General features: G+C 34.3%; 21 protein-coding genes. 11 read left to right on the forward strand and 10 right to left on the reverse strand.

What is annotated here, in order from left to right:
• Positions 1–4: 4 nt before the first annotated feature.
• The 4 genes from Q5N74_RS11680 to Q5N74_RS11695 are packed head-to-tail and all read left to right on the forward strand — an operon-like array spanning position 5 to position 2,703.
• On the forward strand, positions 5–457 hold the full coding sequence (locus tag Q5N74_RS11680) for a hypothetical protein (RefSeq protein ID WP_304388994.1): 453 nt from the start codon (positions 5–7) through the stop codon (positions 455–457).
• 11 nt (positions 458–468) lie between these two features.
• Positions 469–1,473, forward strand: coding sequence for a bifunctional diaminohydroxyphosphoribosylaminopyrimidine deaminase/5-amino-6-(5-phosphoribosylamino)uracil reductase RibD (ribD, locus tag Q5N74_RS11685; RefSeq protein ID WP_304388995.1), 1,005 nt, complete (start codon positions 469–471; stop codon positions 1,471–1,473).
• Positions 1,466–2,077 carry an HAD family phosphatase gene (locus tag Q5N74_RS11690; protein WP_304388997.1) on the forward strand — a complete coding sequence of 204 codons (612 nt, stop codon included), beginning with the start codon at positions 1,466–1,468 and terminating at the stop codon, positions 2,075–2,077. Before ribD ends, Q5N74_RS11690 begins: the two co-directional genes overlap by 8 nt.
• Positions 2,078–2,082: 5 nt before the next feature.
• Positions 2,083–2,703: a YigZ family protein gene (locus tag Q5N74_RS11695; RefSeq protein WP_304388998.1), complete on the forward strand. Its 621-nt coding sequence runs from the start codon at positions 2,083–2,085 to the stop codon at positions 2,701–2,703.
• On the opposite strand, the gene Q5N74_RS11700 is transcribed toward Q5N74_RS11695, so the two are convergent.
• Positions 2,693–3,091: a thioesterase family protein gene (locus tag Q5N74_RS11700; RefSeq protein ID WP_304388999.1), complete on the reverse strand. Its 399-nt coding sequence runs from the start codon at positions 3,089–3,091 to the stop codon at positions 2,693–2,695. The genes Q5N74_RS11695 and Q5N74_RS11700 overlap by 11 nt on opposite strands.
• 188 nt (positions 3,092–3,279) lie before the next feature.
• Here Q5N74_RS11700 and dnaA point away from each other — a divergent pair, with 188 nt between their 5' ends.
• The 4 genes from dnaA to Q5N74_RS11720 all read left to right on the forward strand — a co-directional run bounded on the left by dnaA (position 3,280) and on the right by Q5N74_RS11720 (position 7,366).
• A complete protein-coding gene (gene dnaA / locus Q5N74_RS11705; RefSeq protein WP_304389000.1) occupies positions 3,280–4,707 on the forward strand; it encodes a chromosomal replication initiator protein DnaA in 1,428 nt (475 codons plus the stop codon).
• A 12-nt stretch (positions 4,708–4,719) separates the two neighbouring features.
• Positions 4,720–5,175, forward strand: a complete 456-nt coding sequence (locus Q5N74_RS11710; RefSeq protein WP_304389001.1) for a low molecular weight protein-tyrosine-phosphatase — start codon at positions 4,720–4,722, stop codon at positions 5,173–5,175.
• Positions 5,176–5,243: 68 nt separating this feature from the next.
• On the forward strand, positions 5,244–6,650 hold the full coding sequence (locus Q5N74_RS11715; protein ID WP_304389002.1) for a PQQ-dependent sugar dehydrogenase: 1,407 nt from the start codon (positions 5,244–5,246) through the stop codon (positions 6,648–6,650).
• Positions 6,650–7,366, forward strand: coding sequence for an SAM-dependent methyltransferase (locus Q5N74_RS11720; RefSeq protein WP_304389004.1), 717 nt, complete (start codon positions 6,650–6,652; stop codon positions 7,364–7,366). Before Q5N74_RS11715 ends, Q5N74_RS11720 begins: the two co-directional genes overlap by 1 nt.
• 2 nt (positions 7,367–7,368) lie before the next feature.
• Here Q5N74_RS11720 and Q5N74_RS11725 read toward each other — a convergent pair whose 3' ends face one another.
• The 5 genes from Q5N74_RS11725 to dapF form a co-directional block, all read right to left on the reverse strand.
• Positions 7,369–8,028: a peptidoglycan-binding protein LysM gene (locus Q5N74_RS11725; RefSeq protein ID WP_304389005.1), complete on the reverse strand. Its 660-nt coding sequence runs from the start codon at positions 8,026–8,028 to the stop codon at positions 7,369–7,371.
• Between the two features lie 112 nt (positions 8,029–8,140).
• Positions 8,141–9,052: a DUF2279 domain-containing protein gene (locus Q5N74_RS11730; RefSeq protein ID WP_304389006.1), complete on the reverse strand. Its 912-nt coding sequence runs from the start codon at positions 9,050–9,052 to the stop codon at positions 8,141–8,143.
• Positions 9,052–10,095, reverse strand: coding sequence for an endolytic transglycosylase MltG (gene mltG, locus Q5N74_RS11735; protein ID WP_304389007.1), 1,044 nt, complete (start codon positions 10,093–10,095; stop codon positions 9,052–9,054). Before mltG ends, Q5N74_RS11730 begins: the two co-directional genes overlap by 1 nt.
• A complete protein-coding gene (locus tag Q5N74_RS11740; RefSeq protein WP_304389008.1) occupies positions 10,096–10,620 on the reverse strand; it encodes a GNAT family N-acetyltransferase in 525 nt (174 codons plus the stop codon).
• Positions 10,617–11,390 (reverse strand): diaminopimelate epimerase, encoded by a 774-nt coding sequence (gene dapF / locus Q5N74_RS11745; RefSeq protein ID WP_304389009.1) that lies wholly within the window; start codon positions 11,388–11,390, stop codon positions 10,617–10,619. Before dapF ends, Q5N74_RS11740 begins: the two co-directional genes overlap by 4 nt.
• 317 nt (positions 11,391–11,707) lie before the next feature.
• Between dapF and Q5N74_RS11750 the strand changes: the two genes are divergently transcribed.
• From Q5N74_RS11750 to Q5N74_RS11760, 3 genes are all read left to right on the forward strand, one after another.
• Positions 11,708–13,105 carry a trypsin-like peptidase domain-containing protein gene (locus Q5N74_RS11750; RefSeq protein ID WP_304389010.1) on the forward strand — a complete coding sequence of 466 codons (1,398 nt, stop codon included), beginning with the start codon at positions 11,708–11,710 and terminating at the stop codon, positions 13,103–13,105.
• Between the two features lie 137 nt (positions 13,106–13,242).
• Positions 13,243–14,691 (forward strand): glyceraldehyde-3-phosphate dehydrogenase, encoded by a 1,449-nt coding sequence (locus Q5N74_RS11755; RefSeq protein ID WP_304389011.1) that lies wholly within the window; start codon positions 13,243–13,245, stop codon positions 14,689–14,691.
• A gap of 127 nt (positions 14,692–14,818) precedes the next feature.
• Positions 14,819–15,451, forward strand: coding sequence for a tRNA (guanine-N1)-methyltransferase (locus tag Q5N74_RS11760; protein ID WP_304389012.1), 633 nt, complete (start codon positions 14,819–14,821; stop codon positions 15,449–15,451).
• Positions 15,452–15,536: 85 nt separating this feature from the next.
• On the opposite strand, the gene Q5N74_RS11765 is transcribed toward Q5N74_RS11760, so the two are convergent.
• From Q5N74_RS11765 to Q5N74_RS11780, 4 genes are all read right to left on the reverse strand, one after another.
• Positions 15,537–16,265, reverse strand: coding sequence for a LytTR family DNA-binding domain-containing protein (locus tag Q5N74_RS11765; protein WP_304389013.1), 729 nt, complete (start codon positions 16,263–16,265; stop codon positions 15,537–15,539).
• The gene (locus Q5N74_RS11770) at positions 16,265–17,314 is read right to left on the reverse strand and encodes a sensor histidine kinase (protein WP_304389014.1); all 1,050 of its coding nucleotides are present in this window, start codon (positions 17,312–17,314) and stop codon (positions 16,265–16,267) included. The genes Q5N74_RS11765 and Q5N74_RS11770 overlap by 1 nt, the downstream gene beginning before the upstream one ends.
• A gap of 4 nt (positions 17,315–17,318) precedes the next feature.
• On the reverse strand, positions 17,319–17,651 hold the full coding sequence (locus Q5N74_RS11775; protein WP_304389015.1) for a DUF4907 domain-containing protein: 333 nt from the start codon (positions 17,649–17,651) through the stop codon (positions 17,319–17,321).
• Positions 17,652–17,751: 100 nt separating this feature from the next.
• Complete coding sequence (locus Q5N74_RS11780; RefSeq protein ID WP_304389016.1) at positions 17,752–18,741, reverse strand: kelch repeat-containing protein; 990 nt, start codon at positions 18,739–18,741, stop codon at positions 17,752–17,754.
• Between the last annotated feature and the right edge of the window lie 222 nt (positions 18,742–18,963).

The raw sequence follows: 18,963 nt of genomic DNA on the forward strand, positions 1-18,963 counted from the left end.
AGGAATGAAACGCGTTATAATCTTATCAACAATATTACTTACTTTTTTCAACTGTTCTGTAAATGAGAAGCCCGAATTCCTAGGTGTTGAAAACATAAAAATTCTTGAATCCACCCCGGAATTCATCATTCTTACTGCCGATGCTTTGTTTGAAAACCCCAATATTATTGGGGGTGAACTTGAAGTTACAGGTATAAAAGTTTTTGTAAACGATAGCGAAATGGCTTCCGTAACATCTAACAACTTTGAAGTTCCTGCTAAAACAGATTTTTCAATTCCGCTAACAGCAAACGTGCCTATTGACCGCATTTTTGGCGACGACAATTTAAGCAGTTTAATTGGTAGCTTACTAACTAAAAAAATAACCGTACAATATAAAGGTATTATTAATTACAAAGTTTTAGGCTTTTCACACACCTATGCTGTTGATAAAACCGAAGAAGTAAAAATTAAATAATCCTTTATTTTTTGACAAACCACGAAACATACATAAAACGTTGCATTGACATTGCCAAAAATGGTTTAGGCACCACCAGACCAAACCCCATGGTTGGCAGCGTTATTGTTTATAAAAACAAAATAATAGGAGAAGGTTTCACTAGCGCCTATGGAGGCAATCATGCTGAAGTAAATGCTATAAATTCGGTAACAGACAAATCTCTTTTAAAGGAATCTACTATTTATGTGACCCTAGAACCTTGCTCGCATTTTGGAAAAACCCCTCCTTGCAGCGACTTAATTATAAAATACAACATACCAAATATTGTTATTGGTTGTGTTGATGATAACATACAAGTAGCCGGAAAAGGTATTGCAAAACTAAAAAAAGCAGGTTGTAACGTGATTGTTGGAGTTTTAGAAGATGCTTGCAAAACCCACCACAAACGCTTTTTAACCTTTCATAACAAAAAGCGTCCTTACATTATTCTAAAGTGGGCACAAACGGCTGATGGCTTTATTGCTCCCGAAACAAAAAACGAACAAAAACCTGTTTGGATTACGAATGAATATTCCAGACAATTAGTTCACAAATGGCGTACCGAAGAACAAGCTATTTTAGTAGGCACAAACACCGTTATACAAGACAACCCTAGCTTAACTGTTAGAGATTGGACTGGACAAAACCCGATTCGAGCTGTATTAGATCAAGATGAAAAACTTTCAAAAGGTTTCGCTGTTTTTAACAACGAAGCACAAACCATAATCTTATCTAAAAACAATATCGATTATTCAAAAAATATAGGAAAACAAATCTGCGACATCCTTTTTAACAATAACATCAATTCCGTAATTATTGAAGGTGGCTCAAAAACACTTCAAACCTTCATTAATGAAAACCTATGGGATGAAGCTCGCATATTTACAGGATCTATTAAATTCAAAAATGGCGTCATGGCTCCAAAATTTTCAGGACATTTCATATCTGAAGAAAAAATAATGGGAGACACGCTTAAAACATATACAAATGATTAAAACGATTATTTTCGACTTTGGCAACGTATTTATTAATTTAGATATTGAAGGTGCCATAAAACATACTTTCAACGAGTTTAAAATTGATGGCCTTTCGGAAGAAATGATTGGCTTTAATAGTTTCTATGAGCAAGGTTTAATTTCAACTGAAGAATTTATCGAATTTTACAGCGAAAATTTCCCGGATCTTTCAAGTGACGAATTAATTGCTATTTGGAATTTCATGTTGAAAGATTTTCCAGAATACCGCTTAGATTTTTTGAAAGAACTGAAAGCTTCTTCAAAATACAAACTCATCCTTTTAAGCAACACCAACGAGCTTCATATTAATTGGATTAAACACAGAGTCCCTTTTTTCGATACGTTTAAAAACTGTTTCGACGCCTTTTATTTATCGCACGAAATCAATTTAAGAAAACCAAACCAAGATATTTTCGACTTTGTTCTAAATGAAAACAAATTAAAAGCAAACGAGTGCCTTTTTATAGACGACAATGCTGCTAATTGTGAAGCTGCAAAATCACTAGGTATCGAAACATGGCACTTAAACCCTGAAACTGAAGATGTTTCAAACCTTTTTAAAACTAAAAGCAACTTATTTTAACTAGCTTGATTGAAAAAGACACATACAAAACCATTGAAACGTCTACCGAGGGCATTTTGTTTAAAGAAAAGAACAGTAAGTTTTTTGGTTACGCCTACCCTGTTTTAAATGAAGATGATGTAAAACTACATATTGAAGTCTTAAAAAAAGAGCACCATGCTGCCAGACATTGGTGTTATGCCTACCAAGTAGGGACTGAAACTATTTACTACCGCGCTAATGATGATGGCGAGCCTAGTAATTCTGCAGGCATGCCTATTTATGGTCAAATCCAATCGTTTGACCTTACGAATCTCTTAATAGTTGTTGTTAGGTATTTTGGCGGGGTTAAACTAGGAGTTGGTGGCTTAATTAGCGCTTACAGGACTACGGCACAATTAACACTTGAAGCATCTACCATCATTGAAAAAACCATCAATATAGAGTACCTTATTTCTTTCGATTACAAAAACATGAATACCGTGATGCGTATTATTAAGGAAAAAAACTTAACAATTAGCCATCAAAAACTAGAACTAGATTGCCAAATAACTATTTCTGTTAGAAAAAAAGATGCCGAATTTATTTTCGAAACCTTCAATCATCTCTTCGAAATCGACATCAAAGAAGTTGAAATTACAAATTAATAGCGTCAAGAATGTATTGAGGTGCTCTCATAGGCCTATTTGTTTTCATATCTATAAACACTAAAGTAGTACTCGCAGTTGTTAACAAAACACCGTTTTCATCAGTTATTTCGTACTCAAATTCTATCTTTGCTGTAGGACTGTTTTTTAGTTGTGTTTTTACATTAATTACATCATCATAAACAGCTGATTTTTTATAGTTTATACTTAAAGAAACTACAGGAAGCATCACACCATTTTCTTCCATACTCTTGTAAGAAACCCCAAACTTCCTCAACCACTCAATACGCCCCATTTCCAAGTATAATGCGTAGTTTCCGTGATATACCACTCCCATTTGGTCGGTTTCTCCGTACCTCACTCTTATTTGTATTTCGTCGATTTTCATACTGTTAATTAAATATTTTTTTGTAGCTTCGGCTAGGAGTTAAACATGAGGAAATTTTTCTGAAAATTCAATAGCAATTCGTTTTTTTTTTAAGAATTTTGTTCACATATTTGCCAAACCAAAAAGGGGGGTTAATTATAACTAATTTTCGTTCTCAAACCTAACAAACAAAATCAGAATAATCAAAAATGAGTGTAACTGCGCAAACGGTATGGAATAATTGTCTAGAATTCATAAAGGATAATATTCAACCGCAAGCATACAAAACTTGGTTTGAACCAATAGTAGCGGTTAAACTTACAGATAATGCTTTAAGTATACAAGTTCCAAGCAAATTTTTTTATGAATGGCTTGAAGAACACTACGTGAAAATCCTTAAAGTTTCACTTACCAAAGAACTAGGCGAAAAAGCAAAACTTGTTTACATTATCAAAATGGAAAACACGTATGGCAATAAACAACCTTTTACTGAAAGAATTCCAAGTTCAAATAGAAGTGCTGTAAAATCGCAAGAAGTTGATATTCCTTTAAACAATAAAAATCCAGAATTACGCAACCCGTTTGTTATTCCTGGAATTAGAAATGTAAAAATAGAATCGCAACTTAACCCTAATTACAGTTTTGAAAACTTTTTAGAAGGCGACTCTAACCGTTTGGCACGTAGTGCTGGATTAGCTGTAGCTTCTAAACCTGGAGGCACCTCTTTTAACCCATTACTTATTTTTGGCGGTGTTGGTTTAGGTAAAACCCACTTAGCACATGCTATTGGAGTTGATATTAAAGATAAATATCCTGAAAAAACGGTTTTATATATTTCTGCTGAAAAATTCACACAGCAATATATAGACTCTGTTAAGAAAAATAATAGAAATGATTTCATCCATTTCTATCAAATTATAGATGTGTTGATTATTGACGACGTTCAATTCCTTTCCGGAAAAACAGGTACGCAAGATGTATTCTTCCACATATTTAACCATTTACACCAAAATGGTAAGCAGGTTATTTTAACAAGTGATAAAGCACCTGTTGATATGCAAGATATTGAACAACGTTTACTATCTCGTTTCAAATGGGGACTTTCAGCTGAATTACAAACACCCGATTTTGAAACGCGTGTTTCTATTCTAAAAAACAAATTATATCGCGATGGTGTAGACATGCCAGACGATATTATTGAATATGTTGCGAAAAACATCAAATCGAATGTTAGAGAATTAGAAGGTGCTATTATTTCATTAATTGCACAGTCTTCATTCAATAAGAAAGAAATCACGATTGATTTAGCGCGTACCATTGTTGAGAAATTTGTTAAGAACACCAAGCGTGAAGTGTCTATTGATTACATACAAAAGGTAGTCTCAGATTATTTCCAAATGGATATTGACACCTTGCAATCGAAAACAAGAAAACGTCACATTGTTCAAGCAAGACAATTGGCTATGTTTTTTGCTAAAAAATTCACGAAAGCCTCTTTAGCCAGCATTGGTTCTCAAATAGGAAAACGTGATCACGCCACTGTTTTACACGCTTGTAAAACTGTAGATAATTTATCTTCTACAGACAAGCAGTTTAAAAAGTACGTTGAAGATATTACTAAAAAATTATCTATTTAAAAAACTTTTAAAATGACTAGAATTCTGATGGTATGCTTGGGGAATATTTGCCGTTCTCCGCTTGCCGAAGGTATTTTAAAATCAAAGCTTCCAAACCATTCTTTTACTGTAGATTCTGCTGGTACTGGTGATTATCATATTGGTAAAAATCCAGACAGTCGCTCTATTGCTGTCGCCAAAAAACATGGCTTAGATATCTCAAATTTAAAGGGACGTCAATTTAATGTGTCGGACTTTGATGCGTTTGATATTATTTATGTTATGGACGAATCAAACTACCGAAACGTTATTTTACTAGCAAGAGACGACCAAGATAAAGCTAAAGTCAAATTCATTTTAAACGAAATCGATCCAGATCAAGACAATAATGTTCCAGACCCTTATTATGGTGGAACAGATGGTTTTGAAAACGTTTACAACATGCTAAATGAAGCATGTTCAGTTATTGCCTCTACGCTTCAAAGTTAATTTTAGTAGTTTTACTCAAAGGTTTTTTTGTAACTTTAGAATCATGTAACTCACTAAATTCTAGCAAGATGAAAAAATTTATTTCACTTCTATTCATCGCTATTACAAATTTTATTTCTTCTCAAAATATTGATATCTCACTAGTCGCAACCGGATTTGAAAGTCCTGTAAGCATAAAACACGCCAACGATAGTAAATTATATATTTTAGAACGCAAGGGCGCAATCAAAATATTAAATGCAAATGGCACCGTAAACAGTACAGCGTTTTTAGACATAAACACCAAAGTAAGTGATTCTGGTGGAGAACGTGGTTTGCTAGGGTTAGCGTTCCATCCAAACTATGCCACCAATGGCTATTTTTATTTAAATTATGTAAACAACTCCGGCAATACGGTTATTGCGCGATATTCTAGAACGAATGAAACGACTGCAAACTCTACGTCTGAACTTATTCTTATAACTATCAATCAACCTGCCTCAAACCATAATGGTGGCGATATGAACTTTGGTCCTGATGGTTATTTGTATATTGCTAGTGGTGACGGCGGAGGTTCTGGCGACCCAAGCAATTATGCACAAAACTTGAATACTTTATTAGGAAAACTGCTTAGAATAGATGTAGATAATACAAGTAACGGAAACAACTACGCCATACCTTCCACGAACCCTTATCTAAATGATGGCGACGCCAATACGCTTCCCGAAATTTGGGCATACGGTTTAAGAAATCCTTGGCGATTTTCTTTCGATAAAACCACGGGGGATTTGTGGATTGCGGATGTTGGCCAAGGTATTTATGAAGAAATTAATAAGGCCACATCTACTACTTCAGGTCTAAACTACGGGTGGCGTTGTTATGAAGGAGCAAACCACCCGTATAACACGAATGGCTGCCCACCTGAAAGCTCAACAACACGTCCAATCGCGGAATATTCACATTCAGGGAATGGTGCTTTTAAATGTTCTATAACTGGGGGTTACAGCTATAGAGGCAACCTTTATACCAGTTTGACTGGTCTTTATTTTTTCGCAGATTATTGTAGTGATGAAATTGGCGTCCTTACTGAAAATGGAACTAATTGGACCATGACATTCCCAAAACAATACAATAACAAAGGTTGGAGTTCTTTTGGTGAAGATATTAACGGAGAACTTTATATTGCAGGTTTAAAATCTGGTGAAATTTTTAAAATTATGGACACCAGTTTAAACACACAGTCCTTTGATAAATTAAATATTAGCATGTACCCAAACCCAGCAAGCGATCTTATAAATTTTAACACATCTCTTCTAAAAAAACCTTTAGAATCTATTAAAATTTACGATATTCACGCAAAACAAATCAAGCTTACTTCGTCAATCAGCTACCCATTAGCTACATTAAGTATCAACAACTTAGCAAATGGCATTTATTTTATTGAGTTGATAGACATTAGCGGTTTAAAAGAAATTAAAAAACTTATCAAGTATTAATGGCAAATCAGTTAGGCAAATTATACCTCATTCCAACAACACTAGGCGACAACGAACCTTTAGAAGTGCTTCCTATTACAGTTAAGCAAATTATTGATAAAATAGATACCTTTATTGTTGAGAACGATAAAACAGCACGCCATTTTATAAAACGTATCTCTCCAGAAAAATCGCAGCCTTCATTAAACATGTTTCATTTAAATAAGCATACAGACCCTGCGGATTTACCAAGTTTTCTAGAACCTTGTTTACAAGGTATTAACGTCGGTCTACTTTCTGAAGCTGGTTGCCCAGGCGTTGCAGACCCTGGTGCTGATATTGTAAAAATAGCACATCAAAAAAACATTAAAGTAGTCCCGTTAGTTGGACCTTCGTCTATTTTGATGGCATTAATGGGTTCTGGAATGAACGGACAAAGTTTTGCCTTTAATGGCTATTTACCCATAGATAAAGGCGAACGAAAAGCTGAAATGAAACGTTTAGAGCGCCTGTCTTTTGAACACAATCAATCTCAATTATTTATTGAAACGCCTTACCGTAATAATAAAATGCTTGAAGATTTATCAAATTATCTAGAACAAAACACACAAATTTGTGTGGCCTGTGATATTACGCTACCTACTGAATTCATAAAAACACAAACAGCCAAAGCATGGAAAAAAAATAGCGTAGACCTTCATAAAAGACCCACGCTGTTTATAATTCATAAAGACTAAAACTATATGGCTTTAGCTTTTCTATTTGCTGTGATAGATGATGTATCGTAACCAGAAAACTTTTTCATATAGTATTCAATGGTAGTTCCATAACTATCTTCAAAATTATCAATACCGTAACTTCTTAAATAACTTTTTACGCTACCTGCACCAGCTAAATGTGCTGCGGCTAAAATACCAGATTCTGTTATTAAAATGCCATTAAGCTTTTTACCAACAAAATTCTTAATATCTCTACGTAAAATCCATTTATTACGTTGAGTATTTGCTACAAACGCTTTTTCTTGAAGCGGCGGGTTTTTTAAGAACAATGATGGATTATGAATACCTATTAACTTTAATGTATTCGCACCAAATTGATACTTTCCTAAATATCCTAAAGTGTTTACTATAAAATAATCGCCTCGAGACTCTTTAAAAGCTAAGGCTTCTTTAAATCCTACAAACGATTTCCCTAAGAATGGAGAAATGGCCTTGTTCACTTCATTCGACGCTAAAGCATTATCTTTAATGCTATGGTCTTGGCTTACAGTATAATTCAACTCTAAACCAGCTGTTGAGTACTTACTTAAATCTTTTGTTTCATTAGATGAAAACGACACGAACAATAGAATACATATTGTTAGAGTTAGGGTTAAGTAACTTGCAATACTTTTTCTCATAATTTTTTAAATTTCTTCAGCAAAATCACATCGTAAAGTTGCTTGAAAATTTCAGCGTGCAAAATTAGACATTTTTTTAAACATTTCAAAATTAATCGTTTAACTACATTTATTAATAGTACAATAGATGAAATACACTGCCTTTTTTATTGAATTCTAAAGTTGGAAAAGGAATTTTTATCATATCAAAAATATCTAAAACAGACTTTAACAATTTCGAGTTCGTTTCAATGTTACTCAAATTTACATCTAAACTCAAATAGATTTGCCGACGCCTATCTATATTTGTTAACAACTGATTGTCAATATCTTTCACGCCAGATAACATCCCTTCAGCCCCATACCCTACTGCTATATTCAGCCATTTGGGTATGCTTTTTTCTTTAAAGAATGAATGCAAATTTACACTCAACCAATAGGTTTGCCCGTTATAGTCCTTCAAAATCTGTTCCAAAAAGTCTTCTCCTAGCTTATCGGGACGTTGGGAAGCGTATTTTGTTTGATGAAAAGAGAATTTTAAAGCAATACGTTGCTCGTTCCAAAGCAATTCTTGACCAACATACAGTCCCGTTCCTGATGCATTTGCTAAAATATCGCCCCAAGAAAAGCCCCATTCCTGGGAATAGCCATCTAAAATTTCAACGGTTGTTAAAAAGCCAAATCCTAGGGTTGCACCATAAATTAACTGGTCTTTTTTATCTACACCACTCCAATTTAATAACTGAGCCCCATGCCTCCCCATTTGATAAGAGGTAAACACATGCCCCATTTTATCCATTTGAAGCCACTCGTTATTATCATTTATGGTATGAAACTTAGAACGCTCATAATCGGCATACCAAAGCTGATTTAAACCTAATAAGGTTAAACCGGCAATAGAAGCCTCGGTAATAACCACAGCATTTCTCCTGGGTTTATTAAGTGTATCGCTGGGTGTTAAAAACGCGTCGAGGGTTGATTGTGAAAATGAAACTAACGGCCATAAAATAAGAAACAACCCATATTTTATGGCGGAAGTGCTCACTATTTATTAATGCCTTGAGATGACAAATACTGGTGATATTCTCTAGCATTTACATTATGCTGAGACAAGTTTTTTGCAAATTTATGAAATCCAAAACGCTTAGCATCTGCTGCAAAATAAAGGTATTGGTGTTTTTCAAAATTTAAAACGGCATCAATCGCAGAAATGTCCGGCATAGCGATAAGTCCTGGTGGTAAACCTAAATTTTTATAGGTATTATAAGGAGACACAATATCTTTATGGATATTTAAAACACGTTTAATCACAGTGTTTTTATATTCTGGCAATTGATATGCAGCAAATTTTAAAGTAGGATCTGCCTGTAATGGCATACCAATCCTGATACGGTTCATGTAAACACCCGCAATTCTTGGTTGTTCTGAAGCTTGTTTCGATTCTTCATACACAATCGAGGCTAAAGCGATAACTTGATTCCGCTTCAAACCAATGGCTTTTGCTTTTTCATTTCGAGCAGGCGACCAAAAACGATTGTATTCCTTAAGCATACGATCTCTAAACTGTTCAGCGGAAGTGTTCCAGAAAAACTCATAACTATTAGGCAAATACATCCCTAAAGCTGTTGCATTATTAAACTCGTATTTCGATAAAAATGACGCGTCTTTCATGGCATTTAGCAAGGAGACACTATCACTTTCTATTTGTGCACTAACGCGTCCTGCCAATTTTTCAATAGAATCTTGATTGTTAAAAGACAAGGTAATGGGTAAGTTTTTACTTCGTATGGAATTAATAATATCGTTATTATTCATCCCCTTTGTAATGGCAAACCGACCTGCTTTAATATTCGAATGGTACTTTTTTTGTTTTGCAAGCGCATCAAACGTATTGATATTTTTCAACAAGGGTTCTAGCTGAAGTTTAACATCATTGTAAGTCGAATTTGATGGAACATATATATAAGCCGTATCATTATTGAAGGCTGTATTGGAGTTCATCATGGTGTTGTAAACATAGTAAGCAAAATATGCTGCAATGGCCAACCCGATAAAAACAATGGCAAGAAGTATTTTTTTAATGTACATTTAATTATTTATAAGCTGAAATATATACTCGTTTTTATAAGAACCATTCACTAAGTTCCAATCTTTTTTTAATCCTATTTTTTGAAAACCTTGTTTGGTAAAAAGCTTAATACTCACATCATTTTCTTCTGAAACGTGACAGTACAACTGATGCAAGCCTAAATGCGAAAAACTATAGTTTATTAACAATTTTAAAGCTTCATTACCAAAACCTTTGGCTCTATCGTCCAAATTCTTTACTAATATGCCAACACCGGCTCTACTATTTTTAAAATCGAAATCGAATAAATCGATCATCCCCAAAGCGACCTCATCATAACTCGAAATAACCAAGCGTAATTGTTTCACTTCAAAAATATCTTTGTGTGATTGTTTTAAATACTGCTTAATTAAAAACTTAGAATAAGGCGTAATCGTATTACTTATTTCCCAAATAGATTCGTCGTTTTCAATGGTATGAATAAACTCCAAATCTTCAGGTTCTAAAGCCCGTAAATAGATATGTTCGCCTTTTAGGGTTATCATATATCTCCTTTAAAAACAAATGATGCTGGCCCAATAAGCCAAACGTTTTTATAAACACCATTTTCTAAATCGAAACTCACCTTTAACTCGCCTCCTTGAACTTTTAACGTAATAAGGTTTTCGTTGGTTTGTTTAAGTGCATGCATTGCTAACGCCACGGCAGTAACACCGGTTCCACAAGACAGAGTTTCATCTTCCACCCCACGCTCATAGGTTCTCACAGCAAAAATTTGGTCGTTTATTTTCTTTACGAAGTTTACATTGCTGCCTGCATCGTTATACGGCGCACCATAACGTATGCCCGCTCCTTTGGTTTTAATATCGAAATTTTCAATGTCCGCTTCAAACTGTACGTGATGTGGTGAACCAGTATTTAGAAATACATGATTTTCATGTTTTTCAACCACATCGACATCTAACATTTGAAGTTTTACAATGCCATTATTAATGCTTGCATGGTGCAAACCATCAATCGCTTCAAAAACAGCTTTGTCTTTAATAACACCTAATTGATTCGCAAAGGCAACTAAACAGCGCCCTCCATTACCACACATGGTACTTTCGTTACCATCGGCATTGTAATACACCATTTTAAAATCTAACGTAGGGTGGTTTTCTAATAGAATTAAACCATCTGCCCCTACCCCAAACCGTCTGTCGCATAAAAACGCTACTTGTTTGGTGTCTTTTTTGTTGAACGTTTCCTGACGATTATCTATCATCACAAAATCGTTTCCTGTTCCTTGATATTTGTAAAAAGTCTGTTGCATAATAAGCCACAAAGATAAAGAAGTCTTTTTACTTTTTAAGGGCAAACTACGATTTCAATTTATATAATATGGTTTGAGGCTTGTGCGTTAGGGGTTGCAGTGGAAAGCCCACAGCGAGGTACGAGCGAGGACTTGCAACGAAAAACCCGACCCTTGTGGTAACGCCCAAACAATTATTAACCTATTGGTTTAACAAATGGCGTTGTGTTTGTTAAATAGGCGTTAAAGTGCGCGTTAAAAATCGTTAAAGTTGAATTCTGGACTCAATAAATTTTTAATTTTAATCGTTCTTAAATTAAAACTTAAACTGAATATTTATGAAGAAGATATTATCATTAGTACTGGTTTCGGCATTAGGCGGCGCTTTGACCTTAGGTGGTTACAAAGCTTTTGTAGAACCAAAAAGCGAATTAGTTCTAACAACCTCCAATACAGATCCCACATTTTTACCCACTAGTAACGTGAGTAATTTAGCTTTTGAAACACCCGATTTTACACTGGCCGCAGAAAACACAGTGAATGCGGTTGTGCATGTTAAAAATGTATCGATAAGCTCGGGACAATTAAGCATGCAAGATTTATTTTCTGGCAGAAGTACGCCACGTGCGCAGATGGGAACCGGATCGGGCGTTATTATAAATGCCGATGGATATATTATTACGAATAACCATGTTATTAATAATTCGGATGAATTATCGGTGACCTTAAATAACAACAAAACTTATAAAGCTGAAATTGTAGGTACAGACCCTAAAACAGATATTGCGCTTTTAAAAATTAAAGCTGATGAAGATTTACCATTTGTAACCTTTGCAGATTCTGACCAAGCTAAAATTGGCGAATGGGTATTGGCAGTTGGGAACCCGTTTAACTTAACATCGACCGTTACTGCAGGAATTATTAGTGCGAAGGCAAGAGATTTGTCGGGCACAAGTTCGCAATCGTTTATACAAACCGATGCTGCAGTTAACCCAGGAAATTCTGGCGGTGCACTTGTAAACACGAAAGGGGAACTTATTGGTATTAATACGGCCATTTCGTCTCAAACAGGCTCTTATATAGGGTATTCTTTTGCTGTACCAAGTAATATTGCACGCCGTGTTATTGAAGATATTATGGAGTTTGGAAATGTTCAAAATGGAATTTTGGGTATTAGCGGTGGCTCGTTAAACAGTGCCTTTTCAGAAAAATTAGGTGTTAACGACACGGAAGGTATATATGTAGATAGTGTGGTTGAAGACTCTGGTGCTGAAAAATCGGGTATCAAGAAAGGTGATATTATTAAAGAGATTGATAATGTGAAAGTTTCGAAATTTGCTGACTTAACAGGACATATTGGTGCTAAACGTGTTGGAGATAAAGTGACTTTAAAAGTATCTAGAGATGGAGCATTTAAAACGATCGACGTCACCTTAACCCGAAATGAAACCCTAACCTTGCCATTGGTTGGACGTGTTAAAAACGCAAAACAAGAGGATTTGAAAAGGTTTAAAGCCTCAAACGGAATCAAAATCATTGAGTTGGATGAGAAATATGCTGAATATTGGAAGAATAATGGAATCCAAGAAGGAGCTATTATCACAGCCATAAATGACATTAAAATAAACTCGGTGGATGATGCACAGGAAGCTATTAAAAATAAATCGGCTTATGAACCTTTACGCATTGAACTAATAAATTCTAAAGGTGAAAAAGAACGTTATAATTTTAGATAATAAATCGATAAATTATAAGTTAATAACCTCTTAGAAAGAAATTTCTAAGAGGTTATTTTTTTGTTAAAATAAGTTACGAAAACGTTTGAGTTGTGGTATTTTTGCCGAAATTCACAACAACCTAAACTATTTAAGGCATGCCTATTAACAAAAATTACGAGAAGGAATTAGCATTTCAAGCAGATCGTAGAAAATCTACCGTAGAATTTATAAAAATTGTAAGCGACCTGTGGTATGACAAATCTATTGAACTGGTTATTTTTAGAAATCAGTTAATTGACCGAAACGTAAGTCAAATTCTAAACCTGCACGAATATGCTGGTAAATTTGTAGAAAAACCCATTTCTATTTTCGCATCGGTTGAAATCGCACAAGCGATTCAAGCCATGGATATTCCGCCAGCAAAATTAGATATTGGTAAATTAACTTATGAATACCATTTAGAAGATAACAAACACAATACAGCCCGTAGTTTTATAACCGAAAAACTAAAAGGCGCACATAAAGCGGAAGATTTTAAACCCAAAAACGTAGTACTTTATGGTTTTGGTCGAATTGGCCGATTGGTCGCTCGAGAATTAATGGCACGCACGGGAAAAGGGAGTCAATTACGCTTAAGAGCCATTGTAACGCGTGGTGCTATTGATGCTCAAACACTTGAAAAAAGAGCAGCTTTACTACGTAATGACTCTGTTCATGGTGATTTTTCGGGTTCGGTTTCTATAGACGCAAAAAACAATGCTTTAATTATTAATGGAACTACGGTAAACATTATTTCGGCAAACGCGCCAGAAGATATCGATTATACCGCTTACGGTATTGATGATGCTTTAGTTATAGATAACACGGGGGCCTTTAGAGACAAAATAGCTTTAAGCAGACATTTAAAATCGAAAGGTGTTGATAAAGTATTATTAACGGCACCAGGAAAAGAAATCCCTAATATTGTATATGGCGTTAATCATTTGGAAAATAGCCCTAATACTTACGATATTTTTTCAGCAGCTTCATGTACTACTAATGCCATCACACCCGTTTTAAAAGTTATTGAAGATTCCTTTGGAATAAAAAGTGGTCATTTAGAAACTATTCACGCCTATACAAACGACCAGAATTTAGTTGATAATTTCCATAGTAAATACCGTCGTGGACGTGCTGCTGGTTTAAACATGGTTATTACAGAAACAGGCGCAGGAAGTGCCGTTGCAAAAGCACTACCACATTTAGCTGGCAAGTTAACATCTAACGCCATTCGTGTTCCTGTTCCCAATGGGTCTTTAGCTATTCTGAATTTAGAATTAAAAAATAAAACATCTCTTGAAGGAGTAAATAGCATTTTGAAAAAATATGCTTTAGAAGGCGATTTGGTTGAACAAATTAAATATGAGCTAAGTGACGAGTTGGTATCTACAGATATTGTGGGCTGTTCGGCACCCGCGATTTATGATAGTAAAGCCACTATAATACGTTCTGACGGTAAAAATATACTACTTTATATTTGGTATGATAATGAGTATGGGTATAGCCATCAAGTAATTAGGCTCGCCAAATACATTGCCAAAGTAAGACGTTTTACATACTATTAATTTAAAAAGTCTAATTTTCATTTTTCATCGTATATAACATAGCCTCACTTTTGTGAGGCTTTTTGTTAAATTTAAACTGTTTATTAACTATATTTTTTAAATTAGTAAACCGAAAACCAAACTTAAAATGAATTTTACCAAAGCATTCACATTATTAACCCTCTTATTTTCACTAACTCTTTTCTCTCAAACCACAGATTCTGAAGATGATAAACTATCTTTAAACAGTGGTACCATTAATAACCAATTTGATTATGTTATAGAAAAATCGAATGGCTGGAGAGACCAACGTGGGCAATCATACAAAGTTATTAAAGCCTATTGGCTAAGTGACTTAAAAGCGCATGTATTAGATTCGCTACAAGCTGTTCAAAAAAACTTAGCAGCTACAGAAGTTACTGTTATAGCCCAAGCTCAAGAAATTGAAGCTTTAAAAACCAGTCTTGCAAATACACAAGGTAATTTAGACCAAACCAAAGACGAGAAAAACAACATGCAACTCTTTGGCACACAAATGAGCAAAAGTGGCTACAGAGGCCTTATGTGGTCTGTTATTGGTGTATTATTAGCTTTACTTCTCTTCTTTATTTATCAATTTAAAAATAGTAATGCAGTTACTAAAGAAGCGAAACGCACGCTTTTAGAAGTTGAAGACGAGTTTGAAGAACACCGTAAAACAGCTGTTGAGCGCGAACAAAAAGTACGTCGCCAATTGCAAGATGAAATAAATAAACAGAAAACAATTAAAGCGAAAAAGTAAGCTTTATAGTTTTAATACATAACATACTAAAAAAAACTGTAAATATATTTACAGGTTTTTTTGTTTTTAATTAGGACACTTTAAGTTATACGCCCAGGCGTTTCACCACATAATCTTTATAGGTTTCTCCTATTGGTATTTGAATACCGTCTACAATAATTTTAGTTTTTTGTAGTGCCTTTATAAAATCGATATTCACAACAAAAGACCTATGTACCCGAATAAAACGAGCCGATGGTAATTTATCTAGAATATCTTTAAAGCTAGAGAGTGTTAAAATAGCTTTATCGGACTCCGACGTGTATATTTTTATATAATCTTTTAAACCTTGTATGTATTTTATAGAATCGGTATTGATTTTAATGTTTTCATATTCTGATTTAACAAAAATAAAATTATCCTGTATGTTCGTTGAAGGTGATTCCATAACCACATCACTTTTTACAGCACTCTTATTTTCTAATTCATATTTTTCTTTGGCACGAGTTACTGCCTTTAGAAACCTATGAAACGGAATGGGTTTTACCAAATAATCTGTCGCATTCAAATTAAAACCATCTAACGCGTATTGTGGGTAAGCCGTTGTGAAAATGAACTGTGGCATATTATCTAAAGTCTTCACCAAGTCAATACCAGTAAGGTTTGGCATTTCAATATCCAAAAAAATAAGATCTACTTTATGCTTATTTAAAAGCGTTATAGCCTCTAAAGGGTTGGTACATTTAACAACAATCTCAAGCCCTCCTATTTGATTTATATAAGATTCGATTACATCGATCGCTAAGGGTTCGTCATCAATAATTACACACTTCATCAACTTAATTTAAGCTCTAAATTTACAATAAATCTGCTATCCTTTTCTTCTACCACCAAAACATGCTTATTGGGGTACAATAGTTCCAAACGTTCTTTAGTGTTTTGTAAACCAATACCAGAACTGTCTTTATCTGTTTTTCTATTACCAATAACATTGATACATTTAAAATGTAAATCCTGGTCGTTTACGTTAATTTCAATTTTAACTTCGGTATGCCCTTTAAAATCGGTTCCATATTTAAAGGCGTTTTCTATAAATGAAATAAAAAGCAACGGCCTTATTTTTTGGTTCGCTACGCCACCTCGTATATTCACGGTAACATCTTTATTATTGGCAATGCGTAAACGTTGTAATTTTAAATAATTTTGAATATAGTCTAGCTCTTTAGATAATGGCACAAACTCACTATTTGTTTCATATAACATATAGCGCATCAATTCAGATAATGTGATGATGGCTTCTGGCGCATCATTCGATTTTTGCGTTGTAAGTGAATAAATACTGTTTAAGGAATTAAACAGAAAGTGCGGACTTAGTTGATGTTTTAAAAAATGAAGTTCTGTGGATGACCTTTGTACTTCAATCTCTTTCTTCTTTCTTTCGTTTGTATTCCATTCTGAATAAATTCTTAAAGCAGCACCTGTTACTATTAAAAGTGTATTGAAAACAAACGGACCTATAAGCTTCATCCTAAAAAAAGAATCTGGTCTATTTCTTCCAAAGGAAGGATTAAAATCGAGATTTGGGTTTGGTCTCAATTCTGGCGCCAATTCATTCACCAAAACTGCCGATAGAATTATGAGCGACAAAACACTAACCACATAAATAAGTGTCTTTTTTTTAAGTAAAAACTGGGTTACTAAAAAGGCGTAATTGATATAAAAAAGCAGCAAATGGCTTATTAAGGTAAATATAATACGTTTTGTTAGAACCGCATTCCCTACTCTGGGTTGCATTAAACTAAAACAGATAAAAACAGCCAAAATAGAAACGTGTAATACTATTTGATTCCGTTTTATACGGTCTGTAAAGTTTGTTTGTTCCATAGCACTAATTTATGCAGTTTAATTTAATACCAAGGTTTTTCAACTCTAAAAGTGACACTTTAGGGTTCTCTTTACTATGTAATTTTTCTTTAACCAGATTGGCCACTTTTTGAGCATCTTGTTTACTGCAAAAAGACGAATTATTTTGTATAGTTGGAATATAATCTTGCTTTATTAATAATTTATTATTGTAACTAACACTATAACCATACCCTGTTTCCGTTTTAAAAACGGCTGTTTTAAAGGGGTCACTTTGGGTTTTTGCAACAATGACACAAACTAAAATAGCACTTAAAATTAATACCACCGTGATAACATATTTTGATTGTTTCTTCATACACTGTAAAAATTAAAAAATCCAAGGCACTAGTTTTTAAACCATAAAAAAACTGTGCCTTGGATAACAAAAAACTACTAATCAAATAATTTAATTAAAACTAATCTTCATCATCATAATCATCTTGCGGATATACTTCATAAATATCATCTAAGTATAAACTCCCTGTTCTTCCCATGGAAACAAAAGCTCTACTTCCGTTAGAAAAAGCAACAGCATCTTGACGCACTGTAGCCTCTAAAGCAGATATTTCTTCCCATTCATCAAGTAAGGCATTATATTCCCAAATTGTGCCTATCGCACCACCGTAATACCCTGTTGCTATATATCCTAACCCATCTACACTAAAACTTACGGCGTTAGATCGAGTGATATTATAGTCATCATCTTCATCTAAATCGTTTTTACGCGTCCAAACCTCAGAGATTGGATCAAATTCCCAAAAATCGACCTTATACAAACCGTTACTAACACCAGTTCCTAAATACACTTTATCATTAACTATAAAAGTGGTAGCATCCACTCTTTTTTCACCACCAAAACCTACAAGTTCAGACCACACGTCTGTTTGTGGGTTGTATTTCCAAAAATCTTTTTTATCATTATTCCCATCATTTCCAGTTCCAATATAACCAGCACCATTAATTCCAAACTCAACTGCAGCACGTCTTACACCGCCACCGAAATCGGCTTTTTGTGTCCATGCGTTTGTTGTTGGGTTGTATTCCCAAAAATCACTTAATTCATCATCACCATCATAACCAACACCTACATATCCTTTACCATCAATGGTAAATCCAGATGCAGAACTTCTAGCAACTCCAGGGAAATCGGCTTTTTGAACCCAATAATTTCCTTCAATATTATATTGCCAAAAATCATTTAAATAATCATCACCATCATAACCCGTTCCCATATATCCAAAATCATCGATTGTAAAACCAACGGCATTACTACGTGGTGTACCATCAAAAACCGAACGTTCTTGCCAATTACCTCTATCTTCACTATCATCGGAACTTGAACACCCTATAAACGTGATGGCTGTTATACAAATGATTACTATTAAAAGTGTTTTATTGTTTCTCATCTTTTATTGTTTCTATTAATTTTCAATTCAATTTTTTGCCAAATCTATTTTTTACATTCAACAAACAAAAAGATTATAGCTGTTCTGGCGAATAGTCTATACTAAACCCACATTTTTCAAGACGAACACCTTAAAATAAATTTGGCAGTAATTAATAGCCTGTTGGCATATTAAAACCCTGCTTTGGTATAACTAATTTTAATTGAAAAGACTGTTTAATTA

Source organism: Mariniflexile sp. AS56 (assembly GCF_030552475.1).
Taxonomy (GTDB): Bacteria; Bacteroidota; Bacteroidia; order Flavobacteriales; family Flavobacteriaceae; genus Mariniflexile.